The sequence below is a fragment of the Streptomyces sp. NPDC054796 genome (assembly GCF_053611545.1).
The window spans coordinates 59395-85480 of the sequence record NZ_JBSHAO010000023.1 but is presented as its reverse complement, the minus strand read 5'-3'; the positions used below and the strand labels follow the sequence as shown (position 1 = coordinate 85480).

The window sequence follows — 26086 nt, the reverse complement described above, 5'->3', positions numbered from 1 at the left end:
CGGTGGTGCCCCCTCTCAGGCGTTCTGCGGGAAGCCGAGGTTGAGGCCGCCGTGGCTGGGGTCGAGCCAGCGGGTGGTGACGGCCTTGCCCCGGGTGAAGAAGTGCACGCCCTCCGTGCCGTGCGCGTGGGTGTCGCCGAAGAGGGAGTCCTTCCAGCCGCCGAAGCTGTAGTACGCCATGGGCACGGGGATCGGCACGTTGATGCCGACCATGCCGACCTCGACCTCGTTCCGGAACCGCCGGGCCGCGCCGCCGTCGTTGGTGAAGACGGCGGTGCCGTTGCCGTAGGGGTTGGAGTTGATCAGGTCCAGCCCCTCCTCGTAGGTCTCGACGCGGAGCACGGAGAGCACCGGGCCGAAGATCTCGTCGGTGTAGCAGCTCATGCCGGTGCCGACGCCGTCGAGCAGGGTGGGGCCGAGCCAGAAGCCGTCCTCGCCGCCGTCGGGGCGCACGGTGCGGCCGTCGACGACGACCGTCGCGCCGTCCGCCTCTGCCTGGTCGACGTACGAGGCCACCCGGTCGCGGTGCGCTGCGGTCACCAGCGGGCCCATGTCGCAGCCGCGGGTGCCGTCGCCCGTGCGCAGCGTCCTGGCCCGCTCGGCGATCTTCCCGACCAGCTCGTCGGCGATGCCACCGACCGCGACGACCGCCGAGATCGCCATGCAGCGCTCTCCGGCCGAGCCGAAGCCCGCGTTGACCATGGCGTCGGCCGCCAGGTCGAGGTCCGCGTCGGGCAGCACGAGGGCGTGGTTCTTCGCTCCGCCGAGTGCCTGCACCCGCTTGCCGTTGGCGGTGCCGGTGGCGTAGACGTGCCGCGCGATCGGGGTGGAGCCCACGAAGCTGACCGCCTTGACGGCCTTGTGGGTGAGCAGTTCGTCGACCGCTTCCTTGTCGCCCTGGAGCACGTTGAAGACCCCGTCGGGCAGCCCCGCCTCGGCCCACAGCTCCGCGATCCACAGCGCGGCCGAGGGGTCCTTCTCGCTGGGCTTGAGCACCACGGTGTTCCCGGCCGCGATGGCGACGGGAAAGAACCACATGGGCACCATGGCCGGGAAGTTGAACGGCGCGATGATGCCGACCGTCCCCAGCGGCTGCCGGGTGGAGAACGCGTCCACGCCCGTCGAGGCGTTCTCCGTGAAGCCGCCCTTGAGCAGGTGCGGGATGCCGCAGGCGAACTCCACGACCTCCTGGCCCCTGGTGACCTCGCCGAGCGCGTCGGAGAGCACCTTGCCGTGCTCGCTGGTGATGAGCGCGGCCAGCTCGTCCTTGCGCTCGTTGAGCAGCTCCCGGAAGCGGAACATGACGGCTGTGCGCTTCGCGAGGGACGTGTCGCGCCAGGCGGGGAAGGCCGCCGCTGCCGACTCGATCACGGCACGCGCTTCCTCGCCCGCTGCCAGCGCCACCTCGCCGGTCACGCGCCCGGTCGCCGGGTTGGTCACCGGAGCGGTACGGCCGCTCGTGCCGGAATACCTCTTGTTGTCGACCCAGTGGACGATGTGCGACGACTGACCGGTCTCGGGCACCGCGGATTCCTCGCCTTCGGATGATCGGGATGAGCTGTGGTGGGCGGGGGCCGACGGAGCCTCGCCGGTACCTCTAGGGCTCGCGGACCTCTCCTCAGCCCCCTCACCTGCGAGGATGCCAGGACCCTGGCCGACGTTCTGTAGTGGGAAGCGGATAATTCTTTACACTGTGTCGATGATCCCGACCGTCCGCGAAGTGCTCGCGCTCCCCGTCCTGGCCGCGGGCAGGCCCCGCGTGGCCGGCGGCCACCGCCACCTGGACCGCCCGGTGCGCTGGGTGCACGTCAGCGAGTCCACCGACCTCACGCACCTGCTGGAGGGGGGCGAGCTGGTGATGAGCACGGGCCTGCCCCTGGCGGGCGACGCCGAAGGCGCGTCCCGCTATCTGCGGATGCTGGGCGAGCGGCGGGTCGCGGGGCTCGTGGTCGAGCTGGGCACCCACCTCAGCGCGCCGCCCGACCGCCTCGGCGCCTGGGCGGACGAGGCGGGGCTGCCTGTGGTGGTGCTCGGCGCCGAGATCCGGTTCGTGGAGGTGACGGAGCAGGTGCACCGGCTGATCGTCGCCGATCAGTACGAGGAGGTGGAGTTCGCCCGGACCACGCACGAGGTGTTCACCTCGCTCAACATCGCCCGCGCCTCGACCGAGGACATCGTCACACGCGCCTCGCAGATCCTCGGGGCGCCGCTCGTCCTGGAGGATCTGAGCCGCCGCGTGCTCGCCTTCTGCGCGGCGGGCACGCCGACGGCACGGCTGCTGGACCGGTGGGCCGAACGCTCCCGCCGCCACGACGCCCAGGACGGCGCGGGCCCTGAACCGGCCGCCGCGTGGTCCTCGGTACGGCTGGGGGTCGGGGCAGACCGCTGGGGGCGGCTGGTGCTGCCCGTCGACGGGGGCGGAGCGGACGGGTCCGAGGCGGGCGCCGGACACGTCGGATCCGGGACGCGGGCCGGTGCGCGGGACGCGTCACGCGTCCGCATGGTGCTGGAGCGCGCTGCGCAGTCGCTGCAACTGCACCGGATGATTCAGCAGGAACGCGACGCGCTCGTCGTCCACGCCCTCGGCGGCCTCCTCGACGATCTCCTGAGCGGGCGCGTGGCAGACGACGCGGAAGCCGTCGCCCGCGCGGGCGCCCTCGGTCTGGCGGCGAGCGCCCGCTACGTCCCCCTCGTCATCCGCGCGCCCGCCCCGGGACGGCCGGCGTCCGCCGGGGCACAGGGCCAGGGTGAACTGGCCCAGGGCGAACGCGACCGGCGCCTCCTCGAAGCGACCCGTCAGGCCGTCGCCGCAGCGGGCCACACCGCACTGGTCTCGATCCGCCGCAAGGGCGCGGTCTCCGTGGTGATGTCGTGCCCCGACCCCGTGGGCGCCGACGCCGCACTCGGCGAGGTGTGCAGGGGGCTGCGCGAGCGGCTGCGCGTACATGACGGCACCGGCGCCTGGGTCGCGGGCACGGCCCCCGCCTCGCCGAGCCTCGTCGCCGCGGCGCGGGGGCTGGCAGAGGCGGACCACGTCGCGGAGGTCGGGCTCACCATGCCCGAGGCCGCGCGGCTCTACCGCTCGGCCGACGTACGGCTGCGCGGCCTGGTGGCACTGCTGCGCGACGACCACCGGGTGCAGGCGTTCGCGGAGACCGAGCTGGGCCGCCTCCTCGACCACGACGCCCGCACCGGCGAGGATCTGCTGACCCTGCTGCGGACGTACCTGGAGTGCGGCGGCTCCAAGACCGCAACGGCCCGCCGCACGGGCCTGAGCCGCCCCACCCTGTACGCGCGGCTCCACACCGTCGAACGGGTCCTCGGCGCCTCCCTCACCTCACCCGAGTCCCGTACTTCTCTGCACACGGCGCTGATGGTCGTGGACGCGCGCTGAGCCGTACCGCGGGGCGCCCCCGCAGTAACGGGCGGTAATGCCTACTCGATGACGGGGCGGTCGGAGCGGTCGCAGCCGATGTAGGGCTGGTTGGCGTAGAAGGCGTAGTTGCCCTGCATGGCCATCTCACAGAAGCGTTCGACCGTCCAAGCGTGGTGGGACAGATGGCATACGAAGTGGCGTCCCGCTTCGGTCGGTCCGTCGAGAGCGATGGCCATGAAGTGCGCCGCCAGCTCGGATCGGAGCGGGTCGAAGGTGCCTATGTCGTCCAGCGTGTGGCGATCGATGAAGCCGAAGATGCGGTCGATGAGAGCAAGGGCGTTGTTACGGACAGGGCCGAGACGATCAAGGATGGATTGGAAGACGAGGCAGGGGGTGACTGTGACGAGCGAGTTGTCGTGAGTGACGGTCAGAGGAGCGCATTTCGCCGGGCCGGGCAACGTAGGGGTTCCGGTCATGCGGAGAGCTTCGTCCCAGTAGCTCTCCAGAGGGGCAGGCGAGAAGTAGAGATCGGACGTGGCGTGACGGCCGATGAGCATCATTTCCAGGATGGGGTGGCGTTGATTGCTGAGGTGCCAGACGTTGAGATCGGCGAGGAGAACGGAGGTGCAGCCAAGGTCATCACGCAAGGTGGCATCGTCCATGACGGCGCAAAGGCGGGCGTAGACCTGGGCCAGTTGGTCGCCGTTCATACGGCCTTCGGCGAGTTGGGGCATGGAGGTGCCGAGCTCGGCGGAGCCCGCGATGTCCCGCCCGGTGTCGATGACGTCGGTGCCGGGTCCGGTCATGGAGAGGTCCCAGGCGGTTTGGCGGGGGCTGCCGGTGTGGTGGTTCTCCTGGGGGAGGTAGCCGAGGACGCCTGAGTCTGCGAGTTGCTGGCGGAGAAACCCTTCACGGCTCTGGTCCAGCATGCGGTGGGTCGCGGCGTCACCGAGACCGGCTTCCTGAACGGCCATTTCCAGATGGGTCTTGTAGGCGGTGTAGAGACTGCCGATGGCCGCGAAGATGGCGCGTTGCGCGACCGGAGGATGAAGCAGGCTTTCGTGCAGGGCTTGCCACCAGGCGGTGTACCACTGGCCCCCGGTAGTGGTACCGGTCATGCGGGCGAAATTGTGTTCGTAGTAGAAGAATTCGTCGTGCGTGGTGGCCAGGTCGGTGCTACAGAGGTCGTCGCCGCGTATCAGGAGCTGGGTGAACAAGATGCCGCAGGAAACGTTGGGAGCGGCGTAGACATTGCTCAGCCGATGGTCCTCGGCGACATGGGCCCACGGTCCGCCGGGGACGAGGGTGCCGTCACGTTTTTCCAGGACGTCGCGCGCAGCAGGGGGCAGCAGTGCGACTTCGGCGAGGGCTTTGGGGTGGGCAGGTCCGCAGACGACGCCTTTCAGGCCAAGGTCGCCGGAGGATGCCTCAGGGTGTCCGAGGAGCCCACCGAGGCTTTGGCTCAGGCGGGCGCAGCTGTCGGCGACGCAGACCAGAGCGTAGGCGGCGTGGGGGTCGTTACTGACGGCAGCGGCGAGTGCGCCGTGGACGGCGGGAGTGATCGGGGTGTGAGGGAAGGTGGGGGTGACCGTGCTGGTGGTGGATTGGGTGACGAAATCCAGGACGAGGCGGGTGTGGGTGGCCAGAGCCTCTGCGTGTCCCGTGTCGCTGCCGTAGGTGGTGAACTGCTGGGGGAGTTCGGCTCGGAGAAGGCGGACGCGGCGGGATGTGGCACGCGGGGAGTTCAGACGGAGAGGGGCGGGGTGAGCGGCATTGTGCTGGTAGGGCGTGCGGGGGGCGGTGCACACGTTCCAGGTGGCGTCCGCGGTGGCGCGTGCGCAGTAGGGCATGCCCCGGTCGGCGAGATAGTCGCTGAGGTCGGCTCCGGGACGAAAGCCAGTGGCGGGGACGGGGTCGGATTGCCCGCCACCACAGGTGCAGGTGCCCTCGACGGTGCGAGGGCTGTGACAGAGGATGATGTCTGTATTGGGAGTGAGGGCGAGGTGGCTGGGAAAGTCCATGCGAGTCTCCCGGCAAGCGGACGCAATTCGAACATCTGAGCACGGCGCGGAGCGGGGCTCATTGGCGATTCGGATTGGCCGAGTGTCCGTCCAGGCCCCTGCTGAGCGTCACATGTCCAGTACGAGAAAACAGCGCCGAAGCCGTGATGAGAAGCGCGAGGGGCTCCGCTTCCCGTGAAAGTGGTGAACCCGATGCCCCATTGGGCCATGGTCAGTGGGCGCAAGGCACCCCGCGACGGCGCCGTACCGCGCTCGGCGGCATCACGCACGGCTCGCGCGTCCGCCCCGTCCGCCGCGCCCACCGCGTCCGGAAGTGGCCTGGTCGTCGCCCGAGGAGCGCAGTTCTCCCTCCAGGCGGGACGCCTGGAGGGGGCGGTGCTGGGCGCGGTAGAGGGTGAGGGCCTGCTGCCAGGCGTCCCGGGCTGGCGCGGCGTGGCCCATGGCGTGGTGGACGTCGCCCAGGCAGGCCAGCGCGTCCGCCTCCTCGTAGGTGTCGCCGAGTTCGCGGCGCAGGGCGAGGGCCTGCTGGTAGTGCTCCAGTGCCTGGGCGTGCGCGCCGCTGCGGTGGGCGAGGTAGCCGAGGCTGTCCTGGGTGAACGCCTCGCCCTCGCGGTAGCCGAGCCCGCGGCACAGCGCGAGGGCCTGTTCGCAGTAGTACCGCGCGTAGCCGTGGCGCCCGAGCCTGGCCAGATACCAGCCGACCGCGTTCAGCGCCTCCGCCTCCCGCAGCGGCTCGTCGAGCACCCTGCGGATACGGAGGTTCGCGACGGCGTGGGACAGCGCTCTGCGGTCGTCGCCCCGGTGTTCCCAGGCGAGGGCCAGGTTGAGGTTCGTCTGGGCCTGGCCCGAGGCGTCGTGGGCCGCGGCGTAGAGCGCGAGGGCGCGGTGCAGTTGGTCCAGTGCCTCGGTGTGCTGTCCGAGGGGGACGTGCGCGCGGCCGAGGAGCCGGTGGGCCAGGGCCCTGTCCGCCGGGTCGCCGAGCGCGTCAGGGGTGGCGAGGGTGGCGCCCAGCACGGTGACACGGTCGTTGTGGCGGCCCCTTCGCCACTCGAAGGTGTCCAGGGACCAGGCCAGCCGCCATGCGTTCCCGTACCACCCGTCGGACCCGTCGGGCTCCGGGGACGGGCGGCCGGGACCGTGCCCGCTGCCCTCCGTACCCTCCGGCCCTTCCGACGGCCGCCGCTGGGCGCGTCCCCGCTCGACGGCGAAGCGGTGGATGTCGAGGAGGCAGGCGTGCTCCGTCTCGAACCACGCCATGGCGGCTGCCGCGTCGGCGAGCGGCTGGGGTGCGGGGAGCACCGCCGGGGGCGTCCGGTCGATCGGCGTCCGGTCGATCGGCGTGCGCTGCGGGGACAGCAGCCGGTCGGCCGCGTGTGCGGTGTCGGCGTAGCAGGAGACGAGGCGGGCGAGTGCCGCTTCGCGGTCGGGCCGCGTCAGGTCGTGTTCGCCGCGCTCGGAGGCGTAGAGACGGACGAGTTCGTGCATGCGGTAGCGGCCCGGCGCGTGTTCCTGGAGCAGGTGCGCCGCCTCCAGTCCGCGCAGGAGCGAGCGCGTCGACGCGGCGGTCAGCCCCGTCAGCGCCGTGGCGGCGGCCAGCCCGATGTCGGGGCCGGGGGCCTGCCCGAGCAGCCCGAACACGCGGGCCGCCGAGGGCTGGAGCGCGCGGTAGGAGGTGGAGAAGACGGCGCGCAAGTCGGCGGTGAAGTCGTGCGCGTCGAGCGCGTCGAGCCGCGCTGACCGGCTGCGGAGTTCACCGGCCAGCACGGCGAGGGGGAAGTCCGGGTGGGTCGTGGCGCGGGCGGCGACGAGGCTGACGGCCAGGGGCAGGCCCGCGCAGTGGTCGGTCAGCGCCGCGACGGCACCCGGCTCCGCCGCCGCCCGCTCGGCGCCGATGTACCGGACCAGCAGTTCCCGTGCCTCGGCCTCGGTCAGCGTGTCCAGGGGCACAGCGCGTGCCCCGTGCGCGGTGATCAGGCCCGTGAGCTGGTTCCTGCTCGTGACCAGCACCGTGGAGGCGGCGGTCCCCGGCAGCAGCGGCAGGACCTGTCCGGTGTCGCGGGCGTTGTCGAGGACGATCAGCATCCGCTTCCCGGCCGCCAGGCTCCGGAAGAGCGCCGCCCTGCTGGGCAGGTCCACCGGCACGGCCGCCGCCGCCACGCCGAGTGCGTGCAGAAAGCTCAGCAGCACATCCTCCGGTGGCACCGGTTCCGCCGCGACGGCGAAGCCGCGCAGGTCGGCGTAGAGCTGCCCGTCGGGGAACGCGGCGGCGTTCTGGTGCGCCCAGTGGACGGCGAGCCACGTCTTGCCGATGCCGCCGGTACCGCCGACGACGGCGAGGGGCATCGCACCGCCGGACGCGCCCTCGCCGCCCAGTGCCTTGTCGAGTTCGGCCAGCCGGGGGGCTCTCCCGACGAACAGCGGCATGGGCGGGGGCAGTTGGCGCGGTACGGCCACGGGGACCGTGGGCGGGACGGGCGCCTCGGTCGCGCCCGGTGACGTGTCCGTGCCGCCCCGCTCAGCCGCCCCCGCCTCCGCCCCCACTCGCACCCCCTCGCGGTCCTCGGCGCCGGGCTCTTCGGACTCCCCGTGCTCCCCGGGCTCCTCCGCCGCTTGCCCCGCCCGGGGCGTCAGGGAGTCAGGTGGGACCGGTGTGCCCGGTGTGCCCGGTGGGTCCAGCGCGGGGTCGTTGGTGAGGATCCGCTGGTGCAGCGTCCGCAGCGCCGGGCTCGGGTCGGTCCCCAGCTCCTCCGCGAGCCGTTCCCGCACCCGCTGGTAGTGGGCGAGGGCCTCGGCGGGCCGCCCGCCCCGGTACAGCGCGAGCATGAACTGCGCCGCGAGCCGCTCGTCCAGCGGATGGGCCCGCACGCGGGCGGGCAGCTCAGCGACCAGTCCGGCGTGCTGACCGAGCCGTAAGCGCGCCTCGCCCAGGTCCAGTTCCGCCGCGAACCTCTCGCCGCGCGCCGTCTCCCGTAAGGAGTGGAACCACGGGGTGTCGAGCGCCGCGAAGGCGTCGCCGCGCCACAGGCCGAGCGCGCGCTCGAACAGCGCCGCGGCCTCGGCCACCTCGTCGGCCGCGCGTGCCGCCCCGACGAGGTGGCGGAACCGGTGCAGGTCCACGGACGTGGGGTCCGCCTCGACGAGGTAGCCGCCGTGCCGCCGGGCGAGCCGCGCCTCGTCCGCGGCGGGGGCCAGCGCCTGGCGCAGCCGGGAGAGATAGCTGTAGAGGGTGCCCTGCGGCCGTCGCGGCGGCCGGTCCCCCCATACGCGGTCGACGAGACGGCCCACGGGCACCGGGCGGTTGACGTCGGCCAGCAGCGCGGCCAGGACACACCGCTGCCGCACGTGTCCCAGATCGACCGGTTCTCCGTCGATACGCGCCTCGACGTGGCCGAACACCACGAACTCCACCGCCATCACGCGCCCACCCTCCGCTGCGGCACCCTAACCTCAGCAAAGGCGCTGTGAACAGGGGATTCAAGGTCTCTTCAAGGTTCGTCCAACGTTGGACCGTCAAAGTCTTCAGCACGGGGGGGGAGCGTGACCGTGCCGCTCGCCGGGGAGGCGGCACGGCCACGCTCCCGCGTGGCCTTCCGGCGCACGCGGCGTCCGGGGGACGCCGTCGGGGACCTGGGCCCCGAGGCCCAGGGACGGGTCCAGGGGACACGGTGCGCCGGAAGGCCGGGCGCGTCGCAAGCCGGGGCGCGGGAAGACCGGGCGCGTCACAGAGCAGGGTGCGCGGGAAGAACGGATGCGGGCGCCGGACCGGCGCGTCAGACGGTCACCGCCGGCAGGGCGCGGGTCAGGTCGTCGGTGCGCGCGGGCGGCCGGGTGGGGTCGATGTGGCTGCGGATGCGGTAGCGGAAGCCGCTGCCCGCTCCGCCGTAGCCCCGCAGCCGCACCCGTACGGGCCCTGCGAAGGTGTAGTGCCGCTCCGCCGCGTACTGCCGGATCCGGGTGGCCAGCCGCTCGGCCAGCACCTCCGCGTGGCCGTCGAGTTCGCGGTAGCTCTCGCGCGGCAGCTCGATCGTGAAGTGGTTGGGGACCACGGTGCGGCCCCGGCCCACGATCACCGCGTTCTCGTCGCAGGCGCGCAGCAGCCCGGCCACCACCTCGATCGGCTTCTCCTTCTCGCGACGGACGGCGGCCCACAAGGTGGCCGTCCACCGCTCCATGGCGCGTTCGATGCTCGCGATCATCGCCGTCTCCCTCCGCTGTCCCTCGCCGTGTGTCCGGTGTGTCCACCGTCCGGCGGGCCCGTGCTGTGACGTTCCGTCAGCGCCGTTTCCCGCCGCCCGGCTTCCGCACGCTCCAACAGCGCGAGGGGCCGCGGGGACACGCACCCCCTGGGCCGTCCGGCCCCCTGTGGCTCCCCTGTTACGGGGACGGCGTACGACGGTGACCCGCCCGCGGACGGCCTGGGAGGGGCGGACGGCCCCAGGAGGGGGAGGGTGACGGGGGGGGCGGCGTACGGCCGTCCGTGAGGCGTGCGCGAGACCCCTTCGGCTCCCGCGCGCCCGCCGCTACAGCCCGAAGACCCTGCGGGCGTTCCCCGCGAGGAAGAGGTCCCTTGCCTCCTCGTCGAGGGCCAGCTCCGCGAAGCCCGTGAGGGCCTTCTCGGCGGGGATCATGGGGTAGTTGGTGCCGAAGAGGACCTTCCGCCTGCCGTGCCCGCCCAGATACGTCACGAGTTCGGCGGGGTAGCGGCGGACGGTGTAGGCCGAGGTGTCGATGTGGACGTTCGGGTACTTGGTGGCCACCGCGATCATCTCGGTCGTCCACGGGTAGCCGATGTGACCGGCCACGATGGTCAGCTCGGGGAAGTCCAGTGCCACGTCGTCCAGGTACGGGATCGGGCGGCCGGTCTCCGAGGTGCGCAGCGGGCCCGTGTGGCCGACCTGGGTGCAGAACGGGATGCCCAGTTCGACGCACTCCGCGTAGAGCGGATAGTAACGCCGGTCGTTGGGCGGCAGTTCCCACAGCCACGGCACGACACGCAGCGCCCTGAACCCCAGCTCGCGCACCGCTCGGCGCAGCTCGCGCACCGCGTCCATCGGCCGGCGCAGATCGACCGACGCCACCCCGAAGAGCCTCCCGGGCGCCTGGGCGACGAACCCCGCGACCTCGTCGTTGGAGATCAGCGCACCCTCCGGCCCGTGCCAGGCGCTGATCAGCGCCTGGTCCACTCCCCCGGCGTCCATGGCCGCGAGCGTGCGCGCCACGGGCAGGTCCTCCGTGAGGGCCGGTTCGCCGGTCCAGCGGCGCAGCGACGCGAACATCTCGTGGCCGCTGAAGCGCGGTGTCGGGTGCTGGGCCCATACGTCGATGACGGGCACGGGACGGTCCTTCCTCCGACGTGGCCTCCGGCACCGGCCGCGTTCCTGGGTGCCGGGACGGCGCCCGCGGCGCGGACCGTTCCGCGCCGCTCACCGGTCAGGCTGCCCGGAATACCGGCGGGACACAACAGCCCCGGCACCGCCCCAGCGCCCAAGAACGGCTTCGACCCATCGATCGTCAACTTGTGGTTGACGGTACCTCTGGCGTCAACCTATGGTTGACGCATGACGCAGCCCATAAGCTCGAACCACCCCGTACGCCTCGACGATCTGATCGAGGCCATCAAGAAGGTCCATTCCAGCGCCCTCGACCAGCTCTCCGACGCGGTCATCGCCGCCGACCACCTGGGCGAGGTCGCCGACCACCTCATCGGGCACTTCGTGGACCAGGCCCGGCGCTCGGGCGCCTCCTGGACGGAGATCGGCGCGAGCATGGGCGTCACCAAGCAGGCGGCCCAGAAGCGCTTCGTCACCAAGGGCTCCGACCAGCCGCTGGACCTCGACCCGAGCCAGGGGTTCAGCCGCTTCACCCCGCGCGCGAAGAACGTGCTGATGGCGGCGCAGAACGAGGCCCGCACGGCGGGCAACGACGAGATCGGCCTCGCCCACCTCGTCCTCGGGCTCCTCGCCGAGCCGGAGGCCATCGCGGCGGCGACGCTCGTCGCCCTGGACGTGCCGCTGGACACCGTCCGGGAGGCCGCGACCGCCGCGCTGCCCCCGGCCGCCGCCTCGGTCCCCGAGCTGATCCCGTACGACGCGAAGTCGCGCAAGGCGCTGGAGCTGACCTTCAGGGAAGCGCTGCGGATGGGGCACAACTACATCGGGACCGAGCACATCCTGCTCGCCCTCCTCGAACTCGAGGACGGCCAGGGTGTGCTGACGGGTCTCGGCGTGGACAAGGAGAAGGCCGAGGCTGTCATCACCCGCGCGGTGGCCGCGGTCGCGGCCCGCCGGCAACAGCAGTGACGACAGCGGCGAGGTGAACGCCGGGAGGGGGCGCGGGCGCGGGAGGCCCGGCGCCCGATGGGACGATCAGTCCTCTGCCCCCTACCCGAGAGCGACATCCTGTGACCGCCACACCTCCGATTCCCGCCGACCCGACGGTGCTTCACCCCTTCCCCGACCAGCCGCGCGTCGTCCTGCTCAAGCCGCTGGTGACGTCCGAACTCATCGAGGCCGGGGAGTTCTCGTACTACGACGACCCGGACGACGCGACCGCGTTCGAGACCCGCAACGTCCTCTACCACTACGGCCCGGAAAAACTGGTCATCGGCAAGTTCTGCGCGCTGGGCACCGGGACGCGGTTCCTCATGAACGGTGCCAACCACCGCATGGACGGCCCCTCCACCTTCCCGTTCCCCATCATGGGCGGCTCCTGGGCCGAGCACTTCGACCTCATCACGGGGCTGCCGGGGCGGGGCGACACCGTCGTCGGCAACGACGTCTGGTTCGGCTACGACACCATGGTGATGCCCGGCGTCCGCATCGGGCACGGCGCCGTCATCGCCTCCGGCTCCGTGGTCGTGGACGACGTGCCCGACTACGGCATCGTCGGCGGCAACCCGGCCAAGCTCCTCCGGAGGCGCTACAGCGACGCGGACATCGCCCGCCTCCTGGACATCGCCTGGTGGGACTGGCCCGTCGAGCACCTCACCGAGCACCTGCGGGTCGTCATGTCCGGCACGGTGGACGAACTGGAGGCGGTCGCGCCGGGCGGGTGACAGGCGACAAGTAACAGATTGCAGAATCTGTTATCTGATACTTGATACCTGACATCTGTTAGCTGTCAGCCGTCAACTGTGACCTGTCACCCCAACACCTCCGAGCCGCACGCGTCCGGGCATCCAGCGCTAGCCCCGGTCCGCGTTCACCTCCGCTCCCCCGGGTCGCGGGGCCCGGCCGCCAGCGGGACGCCGGTGCGGCGGGACTGGACGACCGAGGCGGGCGAGTCCTTGCTCTGTGCCGCCTCCAGCGGGATCACCGGCGGCGTCTGCGGGCGCTCGGGCGGCGCGGTGAACCCGTCGAGCCGGGCGCCGCCCCAGACGTACGGGTCGGCCTGGGCGCTCCCGTAGGGGGACCAGGCGAGCCGGGTCTGACCGGTCTTGTCCTGCGTATCGGAGTCGTACAGGAGGAAGTTGGCGGTCAGGTTCCGTGGGTCGACGGCCGCAGGGAGGTCGCTCAGCGGGATCTCCGCCTCGACGGTGTAGCCCGCGTACGCCGCACCGTCCTGCTCCCCCTCCTTCTCCTTGAGGGTGGAGGCGACGTCCATGCCCGGTGCCGTGGCCGACGCGGGGCCCTGGTGGTTGTCGGCGTCGCGGCCCGCGCAGGGGCCGCCCTCCTTCGTGTAGGGGAGGATCCCGGCCTTGAAGGTGGTCGAGGTGTCGTCCGAAGTGCCGCGCGGGTCGAGGTCGATCTCGACGGAGTCGGTGCGCCAGTGCCGTTTGCAGTCGGACTGCTCCAGCGCCGTGCCGCGCTCGTCGTCGGTGACGTCGAAGAGGACGTAGAGGCTGTCACCGTGCCACGCGGTACGGGCCGTCGCCGCGCAGTCTGCGGTTCCCTCGCACTCCTCGTTCTGCCAGTGCCGCAGCGGCAGTTCGGGGCCCGGGTACTCGTCCGGGCCCGCCTTGCCGTCGACGGCGGGCCTCCGCTCGGCGCGGGGCACAGTCGTCGAGGGGTTGTCGGGGTAGTCGGGCTGTGCCTCGTTGGCGAGCCAGGGCATGCCCGCGCGGGTGGCCCAGTCGCGGAACTCCGCGTAGAGGGGCTTCAGTTCGCCCTGGGGCCGCACCTCGGCCTTCACGGGTTCGCCGTGTTCGGCCAGTACGGAGAACCACTCGCAGCCCAGCTCGTCCCGTGGCGTGGTGACCTTCGGCGGGAGCATGGTGTCGAAGCCCTGGGTGCGGAAGACGCGGGCGGCGTCGCGCTCGACCTGCGCCCATGTCGTGCCCGTCTCACGGGAGATGGCGCCCGTCCACGCGCCCGTGACGGGAAGGCCCGTGTGCGGGTCCTCGCCACGGTGCGCGGCGCACTTCTTGCCGACGGGACCCTCGTAGGCGCCGTTCTGCGCGAGCAGCCGCGACGACTGCCAGGGGCGGTACTTCTCGCGGCTGATCTGTTCGGGGAAGGCGGTGCGCTTGCCCGCCAGCTGGAACGCCTCCGTCGCCAGCCGCGCCCCTTCCTGGTGGGCGCCGTGCTGGTCGAAGGGGCGCGGGTCCATGGTGACCACGGTCTTCGGTGTCGTCGCCCTGATGAGCCGGACGAGACGCTCCAGGGTGTCCTGGCGGTTCTCGCCGACGGCCCAGAGCTTGTCGGCCAGGGGTGCCGAGAGCGTGTACCAGAAGTCGGGCTTGTCGAGGTAGAAGACGTTGCGCACCCCCGCGTGCGCGACGGCCTCGCGTTCCTCCGTCTCACGGATCAGTCCGAGCTGGGGGCCTTCCTCCGGGCCCACCGCGTTCCCGCCGCCCTCGCCACGGGTGATCGTGACGACGCCGGTGCTCAGGCCGTGCCGCTCCTTGAGCTGGCCGAGGGTGGCCAGCGACATGGATTCGTCGTCAGGGTGGGCGCCGATGAACAGCACGTCCGTGTGTGCCGGGTCCTTCTTCTCCCGCCCGGCCTCCTCTTCCCCGGCCTGCTCCTGCCCGGTGAGGGGGTGCCGTGGTGCGGCCTCGGCCGGGGGCGGGGCGGCGGCGACCGCACCGCCGAGGAGTCCCGCCAGCGCCAGCAGGGCCGGTCCGGCCCGCCGTACAGCGTTCTTCATGTCTTGAGCTCTCTCTCCCGTGGGGTCGTGCACGAGCGGGGATCTCAGATCCGCGATGGAACGCCTCGTATGGTGCCCCGCCGTCCGGCCGGTGAGAAGTGCTCATGACCGTCCGGCCGGGCGGACGGGGTGTTCGCCGCGGGCCCCCCACACCGCACCGTTTGAGCGGCAGGCCCGCGGCTACTCGCCCCGCCATGCGGTTCACCTTCTCGCAGCACCGAAGCCCGGCGCCCTCCGCCTCCGCGCCGGACGGCGCCGTACGGGTCTCGCCGTCACGCGTCACGCTGCCGGGGGCGCTCGACGCCCTGGAGCGGGCCGAGTCGCTCGACCGCGCGATCGGCCCCGTACAGCCCGTGGTGCGCGGACTGCCGCTGGGACGACGGCTCCGCGACGTCCTACACGGCCGCCCGCTGGGGCATCCGCTCCATCCCGCGATGGTCCAGCTTCCGATGGGGGCCTGGCTGTCGGCCGCCGTGCTCGACGCGGTGCCGGGAGCGGAGAAGAGCGCCCGCCTCCTGGTGGGCGGGGGCGTGGTGGCGGCTCTTCCGGCGGCGCTGGCCGGGTGGGTGGACTGGTCGGAGCAGCACGAGCAGCAGATGCGCACCGGCCTGGTGCACGCGGCGTCGAACGCCCTGGCCGTCGGCCTGTACGCGGGCTCATGGGTGGCCAGGGGCCGCGGGCGCGCGGGGCTGGGCCGTGCGCTGGGTGTCGCCGGGCTCTGCGCCGCGGGCGGCGGAGGTCTCCTGGGCGGCCACCTCGCCTACCGGCAGGGAGCGGGCGCCAACAAGACCGAGCCCGTGCCGCATCTGCTGGAGCCCGGCTGGCACACCCTGTGCCCCGTGACGGAGCTGACGGTGGGTGAGCCCGTACGCAAGGAGCTGGGCGAGGTGCCCCTTCTGGTCGTGCGGGAGCCCGACGGCGAGGTACGTGTGCTCGCCGACCGGTGCAGCCACCTCTCCGGTCCGCTCTCCGGAGGCGAGATCTCCGACGGCTGTGTGACGTGCCCCTGGCACGGCAGCGTCTTCCGCCTGTCGGACGGCTGGAACGTACGGGGTCCGGCCACCGCTCCCCAGCCCGCCTTCGAGACACAGGTCAGGGGCGGACTCGTGGATGTCCGCCTTCCCGGCGCGGGCTGACGGTCCAGGCTCCCTCCGCACCCGCATACCCCGACACCCCGCCACCGCGTGCCCGCGCGGGCGCATGCCATGGCCCGGTGACGAAAGTGTGTCCCGCGCCACGGGTCACGGCTGTTCCCCGTGAGGCTTTGCGGGGACTCGCCTTCTGCCCCGGCGCCGACGACACGGCCCGCCGGGGGAACGCGACCGTGGACGAGGGGAGTTGAGGGAACGTTGCGGGCTGCGCGAGAGGCCGGGGGCGCGGGGAAGGGCAAGGGGACCGCGAAGGCCGGACCCCGGCAGGAGCGGCAAGGGCAGCAGGAACGGCGGAAGCAGCAGCAGGCCCAGCAGCGAGGGCAGCAGGAGCCCATGGTGCGTCAGGGCCGGTCCGTCGCCGAGCGGTGGCAGGCGGCCCTGCGCGCTCCGGGCCGCCTGTGGCGGGGCCTGAAGCGGGCCAAGGAGCACTCGGGGCCCGAGCGGGACACGCTGTTCCTGCTGTTCAAGAGTGCCGTCGCCGGGGTGCTCTCCTGGGCACTGGCCCAGTACGCGTTCGTCTCCCCGCAGCCCACCTACGCGCCCTTCACCGCGCTGCTGGTCGTCCAGTCCACCGCGTACCGCTCCCTGTTGCAGTCGGTGCGCTACGTGATCGCCGTCGTCCTCGGCGTGCTGGCGGCCGGGGCCGTCGGCCCGACGCTGGGCGAGAACGCCGCCGCGTTCGCGGTGATGCTCGGCCTCACCCTGGCCGTGGGACGGTGGAACCGGCTGGGCAGCCAGGGCATCCAGGTGTCGGTCGCGGGGGTCTTCGCGTACAACGCGCTCTCGGGCACGCACGAGCAGATGCTGTGGCAGATCATCCTCATGGCGCTGCTGGGCGCGGGCGTCGGCATCGCCGTCACCCTGCTCCTGCTGCCGCCCCTGCGCTACCGCGCCGCCACGCAAGGGGTCCACGAGATGTCCCACACGGTGGCCACCCTCCTGAACGACATCGCCAGGGGGCTCGGCGAGGGCCTGCCGGAGCGGGATGTGGTGGCCGACTGGCTGCACCGTGCCCGTCGGCTCGACGCCTCCGTCGACAGTGCCCGGTACGCGGTGGAGTCCGGCGCCGAGTCCGTCGTCTACAACCCCCGTCGGCTGCTCCCCCGCAACACCCTCCCCACGAGTTTCGCCGGGTACCGCACGTTCGTCGAGGCCCTCGCGCGCGCCAGCGAGCAGATCCGCAGCATCTGCTACGGGCTGCTGCGGATCATCGACGACGAGTCCGGGCCCACCCCCGACGACGACTTCCTGTGCCCGTACGCGGACCTCCTCGGCACCCTGTCCCGGGCCGTCGGCCAGATCGGGGCGCACGAGGACGGCCGGCACCGGCGCAACCCCTTCGACCAGGCGCTGGAGGACGGGCGCGCCCGGCACCGCGAGCTCACCGCCGCCGCGGAGGGCACACCGGCCTGGGCGAGCCACGGTGTGCTGCTGACCGACGCCGACCGGCTCATCGAGGAGTTCGCCCACGCCCACTCCGAGGGCGCCGTCCAGCCGCACCCGGAACACCACCACCGGGACTGACGGGGACCGTCGCGCCGGGACGTCAGGACAGTCCGTAGATCTGGCCAGTCTGGCCGCCTTCGACGGAGCGGACGTATGCCTGCGCGACCTGCGCGAGGTCGACAGGAGGCACGCCGGGGAAGAAGTCGCCGTAGTCAGCGAGGCTCTCGGTGAAGACCGTGGGGCTGACGGCGTTGATGCGCAGCGGGGCGATCTCGATGGCGGCGGCCCGTACGAAGGACTCCACGGCGCCGTTCGCCATCGAGGCGGCGCTGCCCGTGGGGATGGGGTCGCGGGCCAGCACGCCGGTGATCAGCGTGAAGGAGCCCCGTTCGGCGATCCGGGGCAGGCCCTGGCGCACCAGCTCGATCTGGCTGAGCACCTTGCCGTGGAACGCGGATTCGTAGTCCTGCGGCGTCATCTCGCTTACGGGCTTGTAGGGCACGTCGCCCGCCGCGCTGGCCACCGCGTCCACGGGGCCGACGCGTTCGTAGAGCGCGGCGGTGGCGGCGGGGTCGGCGATGTCGCAGCGCAGGTCGCCGCTGGTGCGGCCGACGGTGAGGACTTCGTGGCCGCGTCCCGCCAGTGTCTTGTGGACGGCGGCGCCGAGCTTTCCGGCGGCCCCGATGAGGAGAATCTTCATGCCCGCGACGCTAGAACCGTCCGGACGCGGAGGGAAATGCCGTCCGCGCCGCAGTTATGCTTGCTGGTTATGAATGTGGAGCTGCGGCATCTGCGCGCGCTGGCCGCGATCGGCGACGAGGGCACGATCACCGGGGCCGCGGCGGCGCTGCGCGTCAGCCAGCCCGCGCTCTCCCGCACCCTCGACCAGATGGAGCGCAGGCTCGGCACGCGCCTCGTCGAACGCACCACGCGGCACCTCGCGCTCACCGAGGCGGGGCAGCGGCTGTGGGAGCACGCCCACCGCATCCTGCGCCAGCTCGACGACGCCCTCGCCGAGGCCGCGTCCGGCGGTCCTGGACCGCTGCGTGTCGGGTTCGCCTGGTCGGTGCTCGGCCGCCACACGGTGCCACTGCTGAGCGCGTGGCGCGAGACGCACCCGGACACTCCCGTGCGGGTGCGGCGCTGCGACGACCCGGAGGGCGCGCTGCGCCGGGGCGAGGTCGATGTCGCGTTCCTGCGCACGGGATCCGCGCCGTACGGGCCCGGCCCGACGGCGCGCACGGAGCTGGCGGCCATCGACCTCTACACCGAGCCCCGTGTGGCGGCCGTCCCCGACAGCGGCCCGCTCGCGGGACGGCGCACCCTGCGGCTGGACGACCTCACAGGACGGCCGGTCGTGCTCTGCGCCACCGCGGCGACGACGGGTGCCGAGCTGTGGCCGGGCGCGGGCCACGGGCGGGCACCGCACACGTTCGAGGTGCCCGGTGTCGACGAGTGGCTCACCACCATCGCGACCGGCGAGGCCGTCGGGGTCACCTCGGAGGGCACGGCGGAGAGCCATCCGCATCCCCGTATCCGCTATCTCCCGCTCGTGGACGCGCCTCCCGTGACCGTCCGCCTGGTGTGGCCGCGCGAACCCGTCCACCCGGCGACGCACGCGTTCCGCGACTTCACGGCCCGCCTGCCGCTCTCCCCCGCCTCCTCGGCCGACGCCGACGGCCCACACGGCCGGGACCACCCCGTGGTACCACCCCGGACGACGAGGGGAAACCACCCACCCGCCCGTCCCGCGGCACGCTCGTCCCGCCACTCGAACCACTGAGGGGACGTGCCGCCGACCTCGGGGTCAGTGCGCGATGCTGTCGATCAGGTCGCGGGCGCCCTGGCGCAGGAGGGCGACGGCGACGGAGGTGCCGAGCGTGGACGGGTCGAGCCGTCCCGCCCACTCGTGCGCGTTGAGGACCGTCTTGCCGTCCGGTGTGAACACGCTGGCGCGCAGGGAGAGTTCGCCGCCGCGCGTGGTGGCGTATCCGGCGATGGGGCTGTTGCAGTGCCCCTGGAGCACGTGCAGCAGCATGCGCTCCGCCTGCGTCTCGCGGTCCGTACCGGGGTGGCCGAGGCCGCTGACGATCTCGCTCGTCGCGGTGTCGTCCTCGCGGCACTGGAGCGCCAGGACACCGGCCCCTACCGGCGGCAGCATCGTCTCCACGGACAGGATCTCCGTGATGACGTCCGTACGGCCGATGCGCTCCAGCCCCGAGACGGCCAGCAGGAGGGCGTCAGCGTCCCCCGCGGCGAGTTTCTCCAGGCGCCTGTTCGCGTTCCCCCGCATGGGCACGCACTCCACGTGCGGGTGGGAGGCGGCCAGTTGTGCGACGCGGCGCACCGACGAGGTTCCGATGCGGGTGCCGGGCGGCAGCTCGGCGAGGGTGCGGCCCTCGCGGTCGATGAGTGCGTCGCGGACGTCGTCGCGTTCGAGGAAGGCCGCGAATGTCGTTCCCGCCGGCAGCGGACGGTCGGCGGGGATGTCCTTCACACAGTGCACGGCGAGGTCGGCGGCACCGGCGAGCAGCGCGGCGTCGACCTCCTTCGTGAAGGCACCCTTGCCCTCGACCTGCGAGAGGTCCCCCATCCAACGGTCGCCGGTCGTCTTGACCGGCACGACCTCGGTACGCAGCCCCGGACGCAGCACGGCCAACTCGGCGCGGACGCGCTCCACCTGGGCGAGGGCCATCGGGGAGTCGCGCGAGACGATGCGGAGCGGATCAGACATAGAGGCACGATAGCCCCTCCAGCGCCCGCCGCGTCGAGGGCGAAGAGCCCTTCGACGAGCGCGCGGGGCCCTTCAACCGCCCTGCGGAGAAGCCAAGTTCACCCGTTCGGCCGCTCTCGTCGGGTAATCTGCCTCTCGCATCCCGACTCACTTGGTCAGACCCGCTGGGGGAGGTCAGTCCAAGGAGGGAGGTGTGAGGCTTGAACGAACAAGAGCGTTCGAAGCCGGAGAAGACGGCCACGCCGCGAGGCGGGTTCGGCCGCCAGGTGGCGGCGGGACTCGTGAGCAGGGCCGTCTGGTGGTTCCTGCTCGTGCTGTTCAGCGGCGACGAGTAGCGCGACGAGCGACGAGTAGCGCGACGAGCGGGGCCTCGGCGGAAGCCCCGGCCCCGCTCACCCCTCGGGGCGCGCGACACCCCGTCGCCCCGTGAGGTCCCGTACCGCGAGATCCGCGTCCGCTTCGGCCTTGGTGAGGAGGTCGGCCATGGCGGCGCAGGCGCGGTCCGCGTCGCGGGCCCGGACGGCTTCGAAGACGGCGCGGTGGCTGGGGACCGGGTCGTCGGCCACGCCGTGCGGCGCGTGCACGATGCTGTCCCGCGCGCGCAGCACCGGCTCCATGAGCTGGTCGAGCCGGGCCAGCATCTCGTTCCCCGAGGCGGTGAGCAGCGCACGGTGGAACGCGACGTCCGCTGCCGCCGCCTCGGCGGCGTCGTCACCGGCCTCGCCCATGGCCGTCAGCGCCCGCTCCAGCGCCGACAGGTCCTCGTCGGTGCGGCGTTCGGCGGCGTGCCGCACCGCGGCGGGTTCGACGATCATCCGCAGCTCGCCGAGGTCGCGCAGCAGGCTTTCGCCCTTGCCCGCGGCCACGCGCCAGCGGATGACGTCCGCGTCGAGCATGTTCCACTCACCGCGCGCCCGTACGAACGTCCCGCGCTTCTGCCGCGCCGCGACCAGCCCCTTGCCCGCCAGCACCTTGAGGGACTCACGGATCACCGTGAGGCTGAGGTCCCACTCCCGCGCCAGCGCCCGTGGATCGAGCGTGTCTCCCTCGGCCACCTCGCCGGAGACCAGGCGGTAGCCGAGGTGTTCGACCACCTGACCGTGCACGCCCCGGCCCGCGTACGACGTCATCCGCGCCGCTCCCCCTCTCTCCGCACTCTCCGCACTCGTCACGGCTGGGTGTCCTCGGCGCACACGGCGATGAACTCCCGTGCGCGTGCCCGCAGCGCGCCGAGATCGCCGCCGTGCGCGGCGTCACCGACGAGGGGCGAGCCGACGCCGACGGCGGTCGCGCCCACGGCGAGGTAGTCGCGGGCCACAGTGGCGTCCACGCCTCCGACGGGTACGAACGGCACCTCCGGCAGCGGGTCGCGGAGCGCCTTGAGGTAGGAGGGGCCGCCGGCCGAGGCGGGGAAGAGCTTCACTGCGTCGGCTCCGGCCCGTACGGCGGCGACGGCCTCGGTGGGGGTGAACGCGCCCGCCAGGACCGGGAGTCCGGCGTCGGCCGCGACCCCGACCGACTCGGCGACGGCTGGGGTGACCATCCAGCGCGCCCCCGCCTCGGCGGCGGCGTGCACGTCGTCGGCGGTGAGCACCGTGCCCGCGCCCAGCGCGGCACCGGGGGCCAGTTCGCGTGCGGCGCGGGCGATGACGCCGAGTGCCTCGTCGGTGTTCAGCGACACCTCGATGAGGGACACGCCCTCCTCCGCCAGCGCGAGGACGGTACGCAGCGCCGCCTCCGCGTCGCTGCCGCGCACGATGGCGACGAGACGTTCGCGGCGGAGCCGGGCGAGGAGGGCGGGGCTGTCCATGGCGGGGATCTCCAGGTGGTGCGGGGTTGCGGAATGCGGGGGTGCGGGGGTGCGGGCGAGGCGGCGGTGGTGGTCACCACTCGGCGAACGAGCCGTCGTGGTGCCGCCAGACGGGATTGCGCCACGTGTCGTAACCGTCCGCCGCTCGCACGGCGCGCTCGTCCACCTCGACGCCGAGGCCCGGCGCGGTGGGCCGGGCGAGGTACCCGTCGTGGAAGCGGAAGGGCTCCTTGTCCGCGACGTAGTCGAGCACCTCGGCGCCGGTGTTGTAGTGGATGCCGATGCTCTGCTCCTGGATGAGGAAGTTCGGGGTGCAGAAGCCGATCTGGAGGCTGGCCGCAAGGGAGACGGGGCCGAGGGGGCAGTGCGGTGCCACGGGCACGTCGAAGGTCTCCGCGAGCGCGGCGATGCGGCGGACCTCGGAGATGCCCCCGGCGTGGGAGAGGTCCGGCTGGAGGACGGCGACCCCGGCCTGGAGCGCGGGCAGGACGTCGCTGCGGGAGTAGAGCCGCTCGCCCGTGGCGATCGGCACCGGGGAGGCGGCGACGAGGCCGGCGAGCAGGTGCGGGTACTCCGGCAGCAGCGGCTCCTCGGCGAACAGCGGGTTGTACGGGGCGAGGTGGGGCAGCACCTTGCGCGCGTTCGCGGCGGTGAAGCGCCCGTGGAAGTCGACGGCGAAGTCTCCGTCGGGGCCGAGCACCTCGCGGGCGGTCTCGGCGCGGGCAACGATGCCCTCGATGTCCCGTACGGTGGCCAGCCGGTTCATCCGGCCGCTCGCGTTCATCTTCACAGCGGTGAAGCCCGCCTCCACCTGCCGCTGCACGTGCTCGCGCAGCTCGGAGGGCTCGTCGCCGCCGACCCAGCTGTAGGCGCGGACCTTCTCGCGCACCGGGCCGCCCAGGAGCTGGTGCACGGGGGCGCCGTAGTGCTTGCCCGCGATGTCCCACAGCGCCTGGTCGAGCCCGGCGACGGCGGAGGAGAGGACGGGGCCGCCGCGGTAGAAGGAGCCCTTGGTCATCTGCTGCCACAGGTCCTCGACACGCAGCGGGTCCGCGCCGGTCAGGAACTGCCCGGCCAGCTCCTCCACGGCGGTGCGCACCGTCGCGGCACGCCCCTCGACCACCGGCTCGCCCCAGCCGACATGCCCCTCGTCGGTCTCGATCCGGCAGAGCAGCCAGCGCGGCGGCACGGCGAAGGTCTCGACACGGGTGATCTTCATGGGGGCTCCTGACGGAGGGCGGGCGAGAGGCCTGCGAGAGAGTCCAGTCCCGCTATTAAATATGAATTAATCGTCGAGGCCAAGGGCCGCCGAGGTGTCAGCCCGACGAGGCCGCCCCCTCCGGACCCGCCCTGATCAGCGGTGTTTCCCCCGGCCCGCGGTGCGAGGCAGGCACTTCCGCGGTGCGGAACGTTGCCGGGAACGGGAAATGCGGCGGCGGCCACCTCCCGGGGAGGATCGCGGAGAAGGCCCACGGGCGAGGCCGACCCGCCGGGTCCGCGCCCTGCGCATGGCTCACCAAGCAGGCGGCGAAAGGCACGATGGCAAGCAAAGACAACAGAGTCCGTCCCGGTGCGAAGGACCGCGGCCCCTCGCTGCGGCGGGTCAGCTCGGCGGACTACGAATCCACTCCCCCGCGCATGATCGACCCCGCGCCGCTGACCCGGCTGCTGGCGGCCTGGTCGGGCACGGGAACCGAGGAGGCCGCCGCGCAGACGGCGCGGGAGCTGGCCGAGGACGACCGCGACGGCCCGATCCACCTCGTCCGCGTACTGGCAGCACTCGACGTGGCCGCGCGCAGGACCGGCGGCAGCCTGGCCCACCTCACCGACACCCCCGCCGTCACGGCCATCTGCGGCGGAACGCTCCACCATCTCGTCGAGGTCCTCCACTCCGGCGGCCTCCAGGCGGCCACCACGGCGGCCCGCGACCTGGACGCCCAGGCCCGCTTCCTCGCCCTGACCGCGCTGCGCCCCCACTGGCAGGCCCCGCTGCACGCCCTCACGGCGCCGCTCCACGACGCGCAGGTGATGCCCCGCAAGAGGCCGTGGGGATTCTGACGGAGGAGCCGGGCCCCGCGGACCCCGGCGGCCTGAACAGCACAGCCCCGCCCGGCACTCCTCTCCGCACGCCCCGGCGCTCCTATCCTTACGGCCATGAAACGCACCTCCTTCGCGCAGTGGCCCTGCTCGATCGCGCGCACGATGGACCTGCTGGGCGACTGGTGGACGCCGCTGGTGCTGCGCGAGGCGTTCTACGGAGTGCGCAGGTTCGACGAGTTCCAGCAGTCCCTGGGCATCGCGCGCACCACCCTGGCGGGGCGGCTGCGGCGGCTGGTGGACGAGGGGCTGCTGGAGAAGCAGCTCTACCAGGAGGAACCGGCGCGCTACGACTACGTCCTCACCGAGATGGGCCGGGACTTCTTCGGCGTCCTCGCGGCGATGTCACGGTGGGGCGACCGCTGGCTGGGCGACGGGGAGGGGCCGCCCGTCGTCCTCCACCACGACCGGTGCGGCCAGGAGAGCCACGCCGAGGTGACCTGCGCGGCGTGCGGGGAGGCCATGACGGCGGAGAACACCCGCCCCCGGCTGGGCCCCGGCTTCCCGTCGAAGCTCGCACAACGCCCCGACATCCAGGAGCGGTTCACCCGCTGAGCCACCCCCGCCCGGTCGCCCGGCCGTCGCGCGGGAGAACTCTTGACGGGTGAGTCCAACTACGAAACTCTCATGCTCAGCCCCGTTTCTGAGGGTCTTCCACAGTTCCGTAGGCATGAGGAGGCGTCCGACGATGGAGTGGACCGGCGCGCGCTACGCGGACGGGCCGACCGCACAGGCCCGCACCTGGATCGGCGCACCGCCGGAGGCGGTGTGGGAGCTGGTGTCCGACATCGCCCTGATGCCGCGCACCAGCACCGAGCTGCGGTCGGTCGAGTGGCTGGACGGCGCGAAGGGCCCCGCGCCGGGAGCGCGCTTCCTGGGGCGGAACGAGCACGAGGCGTTCGGCACCTGGGAGACCACCTCCCAGATCGTGGAGTGCCGCGCGCCCGAGGTCTTCGCCTGGTCCGTCCAGGACCCGGCGTCCCCGTCGGCCACCTGGCGCTTCGCCCTCGAACCCCGCGACGGCGGCACCCTGCTCACCCAGTGGGTACGGATGGGCCCGGGGAAGTCCGGCCTCTCCTACGCCATCGAGCGGATGCCGGAGAAGGAGCAGAAGATCGTCTACGTACGCCTCAAGGAACTGGAGGCGAACATGACCGCCACCTTGGCCGCCGTCAAACAGCGGGCGGAAGGTGTACGAGCCGGGGGCACGGAACCCGGAGACGTACGGGCGGAGGACGTACGGGCGGAGGACGTACGGGCGGAGGACGCCTGATGCGTACCGCGACCACCGTCGAGGCGTCGGGCGGCAGTTGGCGGGAGACGGTCGCCTTCGTCACGGAGGCCGAGAAGCTGGGCCTGGACATCTGCTGGGTGGCCGAGGCGTGGGGCTCGGACGCGCCGTCGCCCCTGGGTTACCTGGCCGCGCGGACGGAACGTCTGCTGCTCGGCTCGGGCGTCATGCAGCTCGGCACCCGCACCCCGGCGGCCGTCGCGCAGACCGCGATCACGCTGTCGCAGCTCTCCGAGGGCCGCTTCCTGCTCGGTCTCGGCCCCTCGGGGCCGCAGGTGATCGAGGGGCTGCACGGTGTGCCGTTCGCCAGACCGCTGAGCCGGACGCGGGAGACCGTGCGGATCGTGCGGCAGGCGCTCGCGGGCGAGAAGATCGCCTGGGAGGGCCGGGAGTTCCACGTCCCGCTGCCCGGCGGTGAGGCCCGGCCCATGCGGCTGTCGGCCAGGGCCGAGCACGACATCCCCCTCTATCTGGCCGCGCTCTCCCCGAAGATGCTGGAGCTGACGGGGGAGGTCGCCGACGGCTGGCTGGGCACCAGCTTCGTCCCCGAGGGCTCCAAGGCGGCCTACTTCGACCACCTGGACGCCGGGTGCGCCAGGGCCGGGCGCAGCCGCGCCGACCTCGACATCTGCCAGGGCGCCGAAGTCGCCTTCGCCGAGGACGAGGAGGCGCTGCGCGCGATGGTCGCGGGGCGCAAGAAGGAACTCGCCTTCAGCCTGGGCGGGATGGGGTCGGCCTCCACCAACTTCTACCACGACGCGTACAGCCGTCAGGGCTGGACCCAGGCCGCGGCCGAGGTCAGGGAGCGCTGGCAGGCGGGCGACCGCGAGGGTGCCGCCGCGCTCGTCACCGACGAGATGGTGCTGGGAACCACGCTCATCGGTACCGAGGACATGGTCCGCGCGCGGCTGCGCGTGTGGCGTGACGCGGGCGTGGACACGGTCCGCCTCTACCCCGCGGGCGACACCCTGGACGCCCGCCTCACCACCCTGGGCCTGGCCCTGGACCTGATCCGCGACCTCGACCTGCCCGGCTAGGGCGCCCCACGTTGGCGACAGGCCCCCTGACCTGCT

22 protein-coding genes are annotated in these 26086 nt (G+C 72.7%); 11 read left to right on the top strand and 11 right to left on the bottom strand.

Translation table 11 applies throughout. The features are described from left to right. Positions 1-15: 15 nt before the first annotated feature. Positions 16-1524, bottom strand: coding sequence for a CoA-acylating methylmalonate-semialdehyde dehydrogenase (locus tag ACWGJ2_RS20460; RefSeq protein ID WP_453347555.1), 1509 nt, complete (start codon positions 1522-1524; stop codon positions 16-18). Positions 1525-1699: 175 nt separating this feature from the next. On the opposite strand from ACWGJ2_RS20460, the gene ACWGJ2_RS20455 reads away from it, so the two are divergent. Continuing rightward, complete coding sequence (locus ACWGJ2_RS20455) at positions 1700-3394, top strand: PucR family transcriptional regulator (RefSeq protein ID WP_453347554.1); 1695 nt, start codon at positions 1700-1702, stop codon at positions 3392-3394. 41 nt (positions 3395-3435) lie between these two features. Here ACWGJ2_RS20455 and ACWGJ2_RS20450 read toward each other — a convergent pair whose 3' ends face one another. The 4 genes from ACWGJ2_RS20450 to ACWGJ2_RS20435 all read right to left on the bottom strand — a co-directional run bounded on the left by ACWGJ2_RS20450 (position 3436) and on the right by ACWGJ2_RS20435 (position 10730). Further along, positions 3436-5397: a hypothetical protein gene (locus tag ACWGJ2_RS20450; RefSeq protein ID WP_453347553.1), complete on the bottom strand. Its 1962-nt coding sequence runs from the start codon at positions 5395-5397 to the stop codon at positions 3436-3438. Between the two features lie 261 nt (positions 5398-5658). Beyond that, entirely contained in the window at positions 5659-8811 is a 3153-nt protein-coding gene (locus ACWGJ2_RS20445; RefSeq protein ID WP_453347552.1) for an AfsR/SARP family transcriptional regulator, read from the bottom strand. Between the two features lie 356 nt (positions 8812-9167). After that, positions 9168-9593 (bottom strand): DUF3662 domain-containing protein, encoded by a 426-nt coding sequence (locus tag ACWGJ2_RS20440; protein ID WP_453347551.1) that lies wholly within the window; start codon positions 9591-9593, stop codon positions 9168-9170. Between the two features lie 324 nt (positions 9594-9917). Further along, positions 9918-10730: an amidohydrolase family protein gene (locus ACWGJ2_RS20435; protein WP_453347550.1), complete on the bottom strand. Its 813-nt coding sequence runs from the start codon at positions 10728-10730 to the stop codon at positions 9918-9920. A gap of 225 nt (positions 10731-10955) precedes the next feature. Here ACWGJ2_RS20435 and ACWGJ2_RS20430 point away from each other — a divergent pair, with 225 nt between their 5' ends. Both ACWGJ2_RS20430 and ACWGJ2_RS20425 read left to right on the top strand, forming a co-directional pair. After that, on the top strand, positions 10956-11696 hold the full coding sequence (locus ACWGJ2_RS20430) for a Clp protease N-terminal domain-containing protein (protein ID WP_453347549.1): 741 nt from the start codon (positions 10956-10958) through the stop codon (positions 11694-11696). Positions 11697-11797: 101 nt separating this feature from the next. Then, positions 11798-12451, top strand: a complete 654-nt coding sequence (locus ACWGJ2_RS20425; RefSeq protein WP_453347548.1) for a CatB-related O-acetyltransferase — start codon at positions 11798-11800, stop codon at positions 12449-12451. Positions 12452-12597: 146 nt separating this feature from the next. Here the strand turns inward: ACWGJ2_RS20425 and ACWGJ2_RS20420 are convergent, their stop codons facing one another. After that, on the bottom strand, positions 12598-14484 hold the full coding sequence (locus ACWGJ2_RS20420; protein WP_453347547.1) for a PIG-L family deacetylase: 1887 nt from the start codon (positions 14482-14484) through the stop codon (positions 12598-12600). Between the two features lie 194 nt (positions 14485-14678). Here ACWGJ2_RS20420 and ACWGJ2_RS20415 point away from each other — a divergent pair, with 194 nt between their 5' ends. Both ACWGJ2_RS20415 and ACWGJ2_RS20410 read left to right on the top strand, forming a co-directional pair. Further along, a complete protein-coding gene (locus ACWGJ2_RS20415; RefSeq protein WP_453347546.1) occupies positions 14679-15620 on the top strand; it encodes a Rieske 2Fe-2S domain-containing protein in 942 nt (313 codons plus the stop codon). A gap of 213 nt (positions 15621-15833) precedes the next feature. Next, on the top strand, positions 15834-17159 hold the full coding sequence (locus tag ACWGJ2_RS20410; RefSeq protein ID WP_453347545.1) for an FUSC family protein: 1326 nt from the start codon (positions 15834-15836) through the stop codon (positions 17157-17159). 22 nt (positions 17160-17181) lie between these two features. Here ACWGJ2_RS20410 and ACWGJ2_RS20405 read toward each other — a convergent pair whose 3' ends face one another. Then, positions 17182-17781 carry a short chain dehydrogenase gene (locus ACWGJ2_RS20405; protein ID WP_453347544.1) on the bottom strand — a complete coding sequence of 200 codons (600 nt, stop codon included), beginning with the start codon at positions 17779-17781 and terminating at the stop codon, positions 17182-17184. Between the two features lie 69 nt (positions 17782-17850). On the opposite strand from ACWGJ2_RS20405, the gene ACWGJ2_RS20400 reads away from it, so the two are divergent. After that, positions 17851-18864 (top strand): LysR family transcriptional regulator, encoded by a 1014-nt coding sequence (locus ACWGJ2_RS20400; RefSeq protein ID WP_453347543.1) that lies wholly within the window; start codon positions 17851-17853, stop codon positions 18862-18864. A 24-nt stretch (positions 18865-18888) separates the two neighbouring features. On the opposite strand, the gene hemC is transcribed toward ACWGJ2_RS20400, so the two are convergent. Further along, positions 18889-19815, bottom strand: a complete 927-nt coding sequence (hemC, locus tag ACWGJ2_RS20395) for a hydroxymethylbilane synthase (protein WP_453347542.1) — start codon at positions 19813-19815, stop codon at positions 18889-18891. 200 nt (positions 19816-20015) lie between these two features. Here hemC and ACWGJ2_RS20390 point away from each other — a divergent pair, with 200 nt between their 5' ends. After that, positions 20016-20150, top strand: coding sequence for a hypothetical protein (locus ACWGJ2_RS20390; RefSeq protein ID WP_453347541.1), 135 nt, complete (start codon positions 20016-20018; stop codon positions 20148-20150). A gap of 57 nt (positions 20151-20207) precedes the next feature. Here the strand turns inward: ACWGJ2_RS20390 and ACWGJ2_RS20385 are convergent, their stop codons facing one another. The 3 genes from ACWGJ2_RS20385 to dgoD form a co-directional block, all read right to left on the bottom strand. After that, on the bottom strand, positions 20208-20945 hold the full coding sequence (locus tag ACWGJ2_RS20385) for a FadR/GntR family transcriptional regulator (protein ID WP_453347540.1): 738 nt from the start codon (positions 20943-20945) through the stop codon (positions 20208-20210). Positions 20946-20983: 38 nt separating this feature from the next. Next, positions 20984-21625, bottom strand: coding sequence for a bifunctional 4-hydroxy-2-oxoglutarate aldolase/2-dehydro-3-deoxy-phosphogluconate aldolase (locus ACWGJ2_RS20380; protein ID WP_453347539.1), 642 nt, complete (start codon positions 21623-21625; stop codon positions 20984-20986). A gap of 73 nt (positions 21626-21698) precedes the next feature. Beyond that, positions 21699-22844, bottom strand: a complete 1146-nt coding sequence (gene dgoD, locus ACWGJ2_RS20375) for a galactonate dehydratase (protein ID WP_453347538.1) — start codon at positions 22842-22844, stop codon at positions 21699-21701. A 320-nt stretch (positions 22845-23164) separates the two neighbouring features. On the opposite strand from dgoD, the gene ACWGJ2_RS20370 reads away from it, so the two are divergent. From ACWGJ2_RS20370 to ACWGJ2_RS20355, 4 genes are all read left to right on the top strand, one after another. Then, positions 23165-23683 (top strand): hypothetical protein, encoded by a 519-nt coding sequence (locus ACWGJ2_RS20370; RefSeq protein ID WP_453347537.1) that lies wholly within the window; start codon positions 23165-23167, stop codon positions 23681-23683. Positions 23684-23779: 96 nt separating this feature from the next. Next, complete coding sequence (locus tag ACWGJ2_RS20365; protein ID WP_453347536.1) at positions 23780-24277, top strand: winged helix-turn-helix transcriptional regulator; 498 nt, start codon at positions 23780-23782, stop codon at positions 24275-24277. Positions 24278-24410: 133 nt separating this feature from the next. Further along, positions 24411-24995: an SRPBCC family protein gene (locus ACWGJ2_RS20360; RefSeq protein WP_453347535.1), complete on the top strand. Its 585-nt coding sequence runs from the start codon at positions 24411-24413 to the stop codon at positions 24993-24995. Next, positions 24995-26050 (top strand): LLM class flavin-dependent oxidoreductase, encoded by a 1056-nt coding sequence (locus ACWGJ2_RS20355; protein WP_453347534.1) that lies wholly within the window; start codon positions 24995-24997, stop codon positions 26048-26050. Before ACWGJ2_RS20360 ends, ACWGJ2_RS20355 begins: the two co-directional genes overlap by 1 nt. Positions 26051-26086: the final 36 nt, after the last annotated feature.

Bases quoted from the DNA above. Each gene is read 5' to 3' on its own strand.
- ACWGJ2_RS20445 (WP_453347552.1), bottom strand. From the start codon at position 8,811: ATGGCGGTGGAGTTCGTGGTGTTCGGCCACGTCGAGGCGCGTATCGAC.
- hemC (WP_453347542.1), bottom strand. From the start codon at position 19,815: ATGTCTGATCCGCTCCGCATCGTCTCGCGCGACTCCCCGATGGCCCTC.
- ACWGJ2_RS20380 (WP_453347539.1), bottom strand. From the start codon at position 21,625: ATGGACAGCCCCGCCCTCCTCGCCCGGCTCCGCCGCGAACGTCTCGTC.
- ACWGJ2_RS20430 (WP_453347549.1), top strand. From the start codon at position 10,956: ATGACGCAGCCCATAAGCTCGAACCACCCCGTACGCCTCGACGATCTG.
- ACWGJ2_RS20365 (WP_453347536.1), top strand. From the start codon at position 23,780: ATGAAACGCACCTCCTTCGCGCAGTGGCCCTGCTCGATCGCGCGCACG.
- ACWGJ2_RS20360 (WP_453347535.1), top strand. From the start codon at position 24,411: ATGGAGTGGACCGGCGCGCGCTACGCGGACGGGCCGACCGCACAGGCC.
- ACWGJ2_RS20385 (WP_453347540.1), bottom strand. From the start codon at position 20,945: ATGACGTCGTACGCGGGCCGGGGCGTGCACGGTCAGGTGGTCGAACAC.
- ACWGJ2_RS20420 (WP_453347547.1), bottom strand. From the start codon at position 14,484: ATGAAGAACGCTGTACGGCGGGCCGGACCGGCCCTGCTGGCGCTGGCG.
- ACWGJ2_RS20400 (WP_453347543.1), top strand. From the start codon at position 17,851: ATGAATGTGGAGCTGCGGCATCTGCGCGCGCTGGCCGCGATCGGCGAC.
- ACWGJ2_RS20370 (WP_453347537.1), top strand. From the start codon at position 23,165: ATGGCAAGCAAAGACAACAGAGTCCGTCCCGGTGCGAAGGACCGCGGC.
- ACWGJ2_RS20405 (WP_453347544.1), bottom strand. From the start codon at position 17,781: ATGAAGATTCTCCTCATCGGGGCCGCCGGAAAGCTCGGCGCCGCCGTC.
- dgoD (WP_453347538.1), bottom strand. From the start codon at position 22,844: ATGAAGATCACCCGTGTCGAGACCTTCGCCGTGCCGCCGCGCTGGCTG.
- ACWGJ2_RS20455 (WP_453347554.1), top strand. From the start codon at position 1,700: ATGATCCCGACCGTCCGCGAAGTGCTCGCGCTCCCCGTCCTGGCCGCG.
- ACWGJ2_RS20415 (WP_453347546.1), top strand. From the start codon at position 14,679: ATGCGGTTCACCTTCTCGCAGCACCGAAGCCCGGCGCCCTCCGCCTCC.
- ACWGJ2_RS20440 (WP_453347551.1), bottom strand. From the start codon at position 9,593: ATGATCGCGAGCATCGAACGCGCCATGGAGCGGTGGACGGCCACCTTG.
- ACWGJ2_RS20450 (WP_453347553.1), bottom strand. From the start codon at position 5,397: ATGGACTTTCCCAGCCACCTCGCCCTCACTCCCAATACAGACATCATC.
- ACWGJ2_RS20355 (WP_453347534.1), top strand. From the start codon at position 24,995: ATGCGTACCGCGACCACCGTCGAGGCGTCGGGCGGCAGTTGGCGGGAG.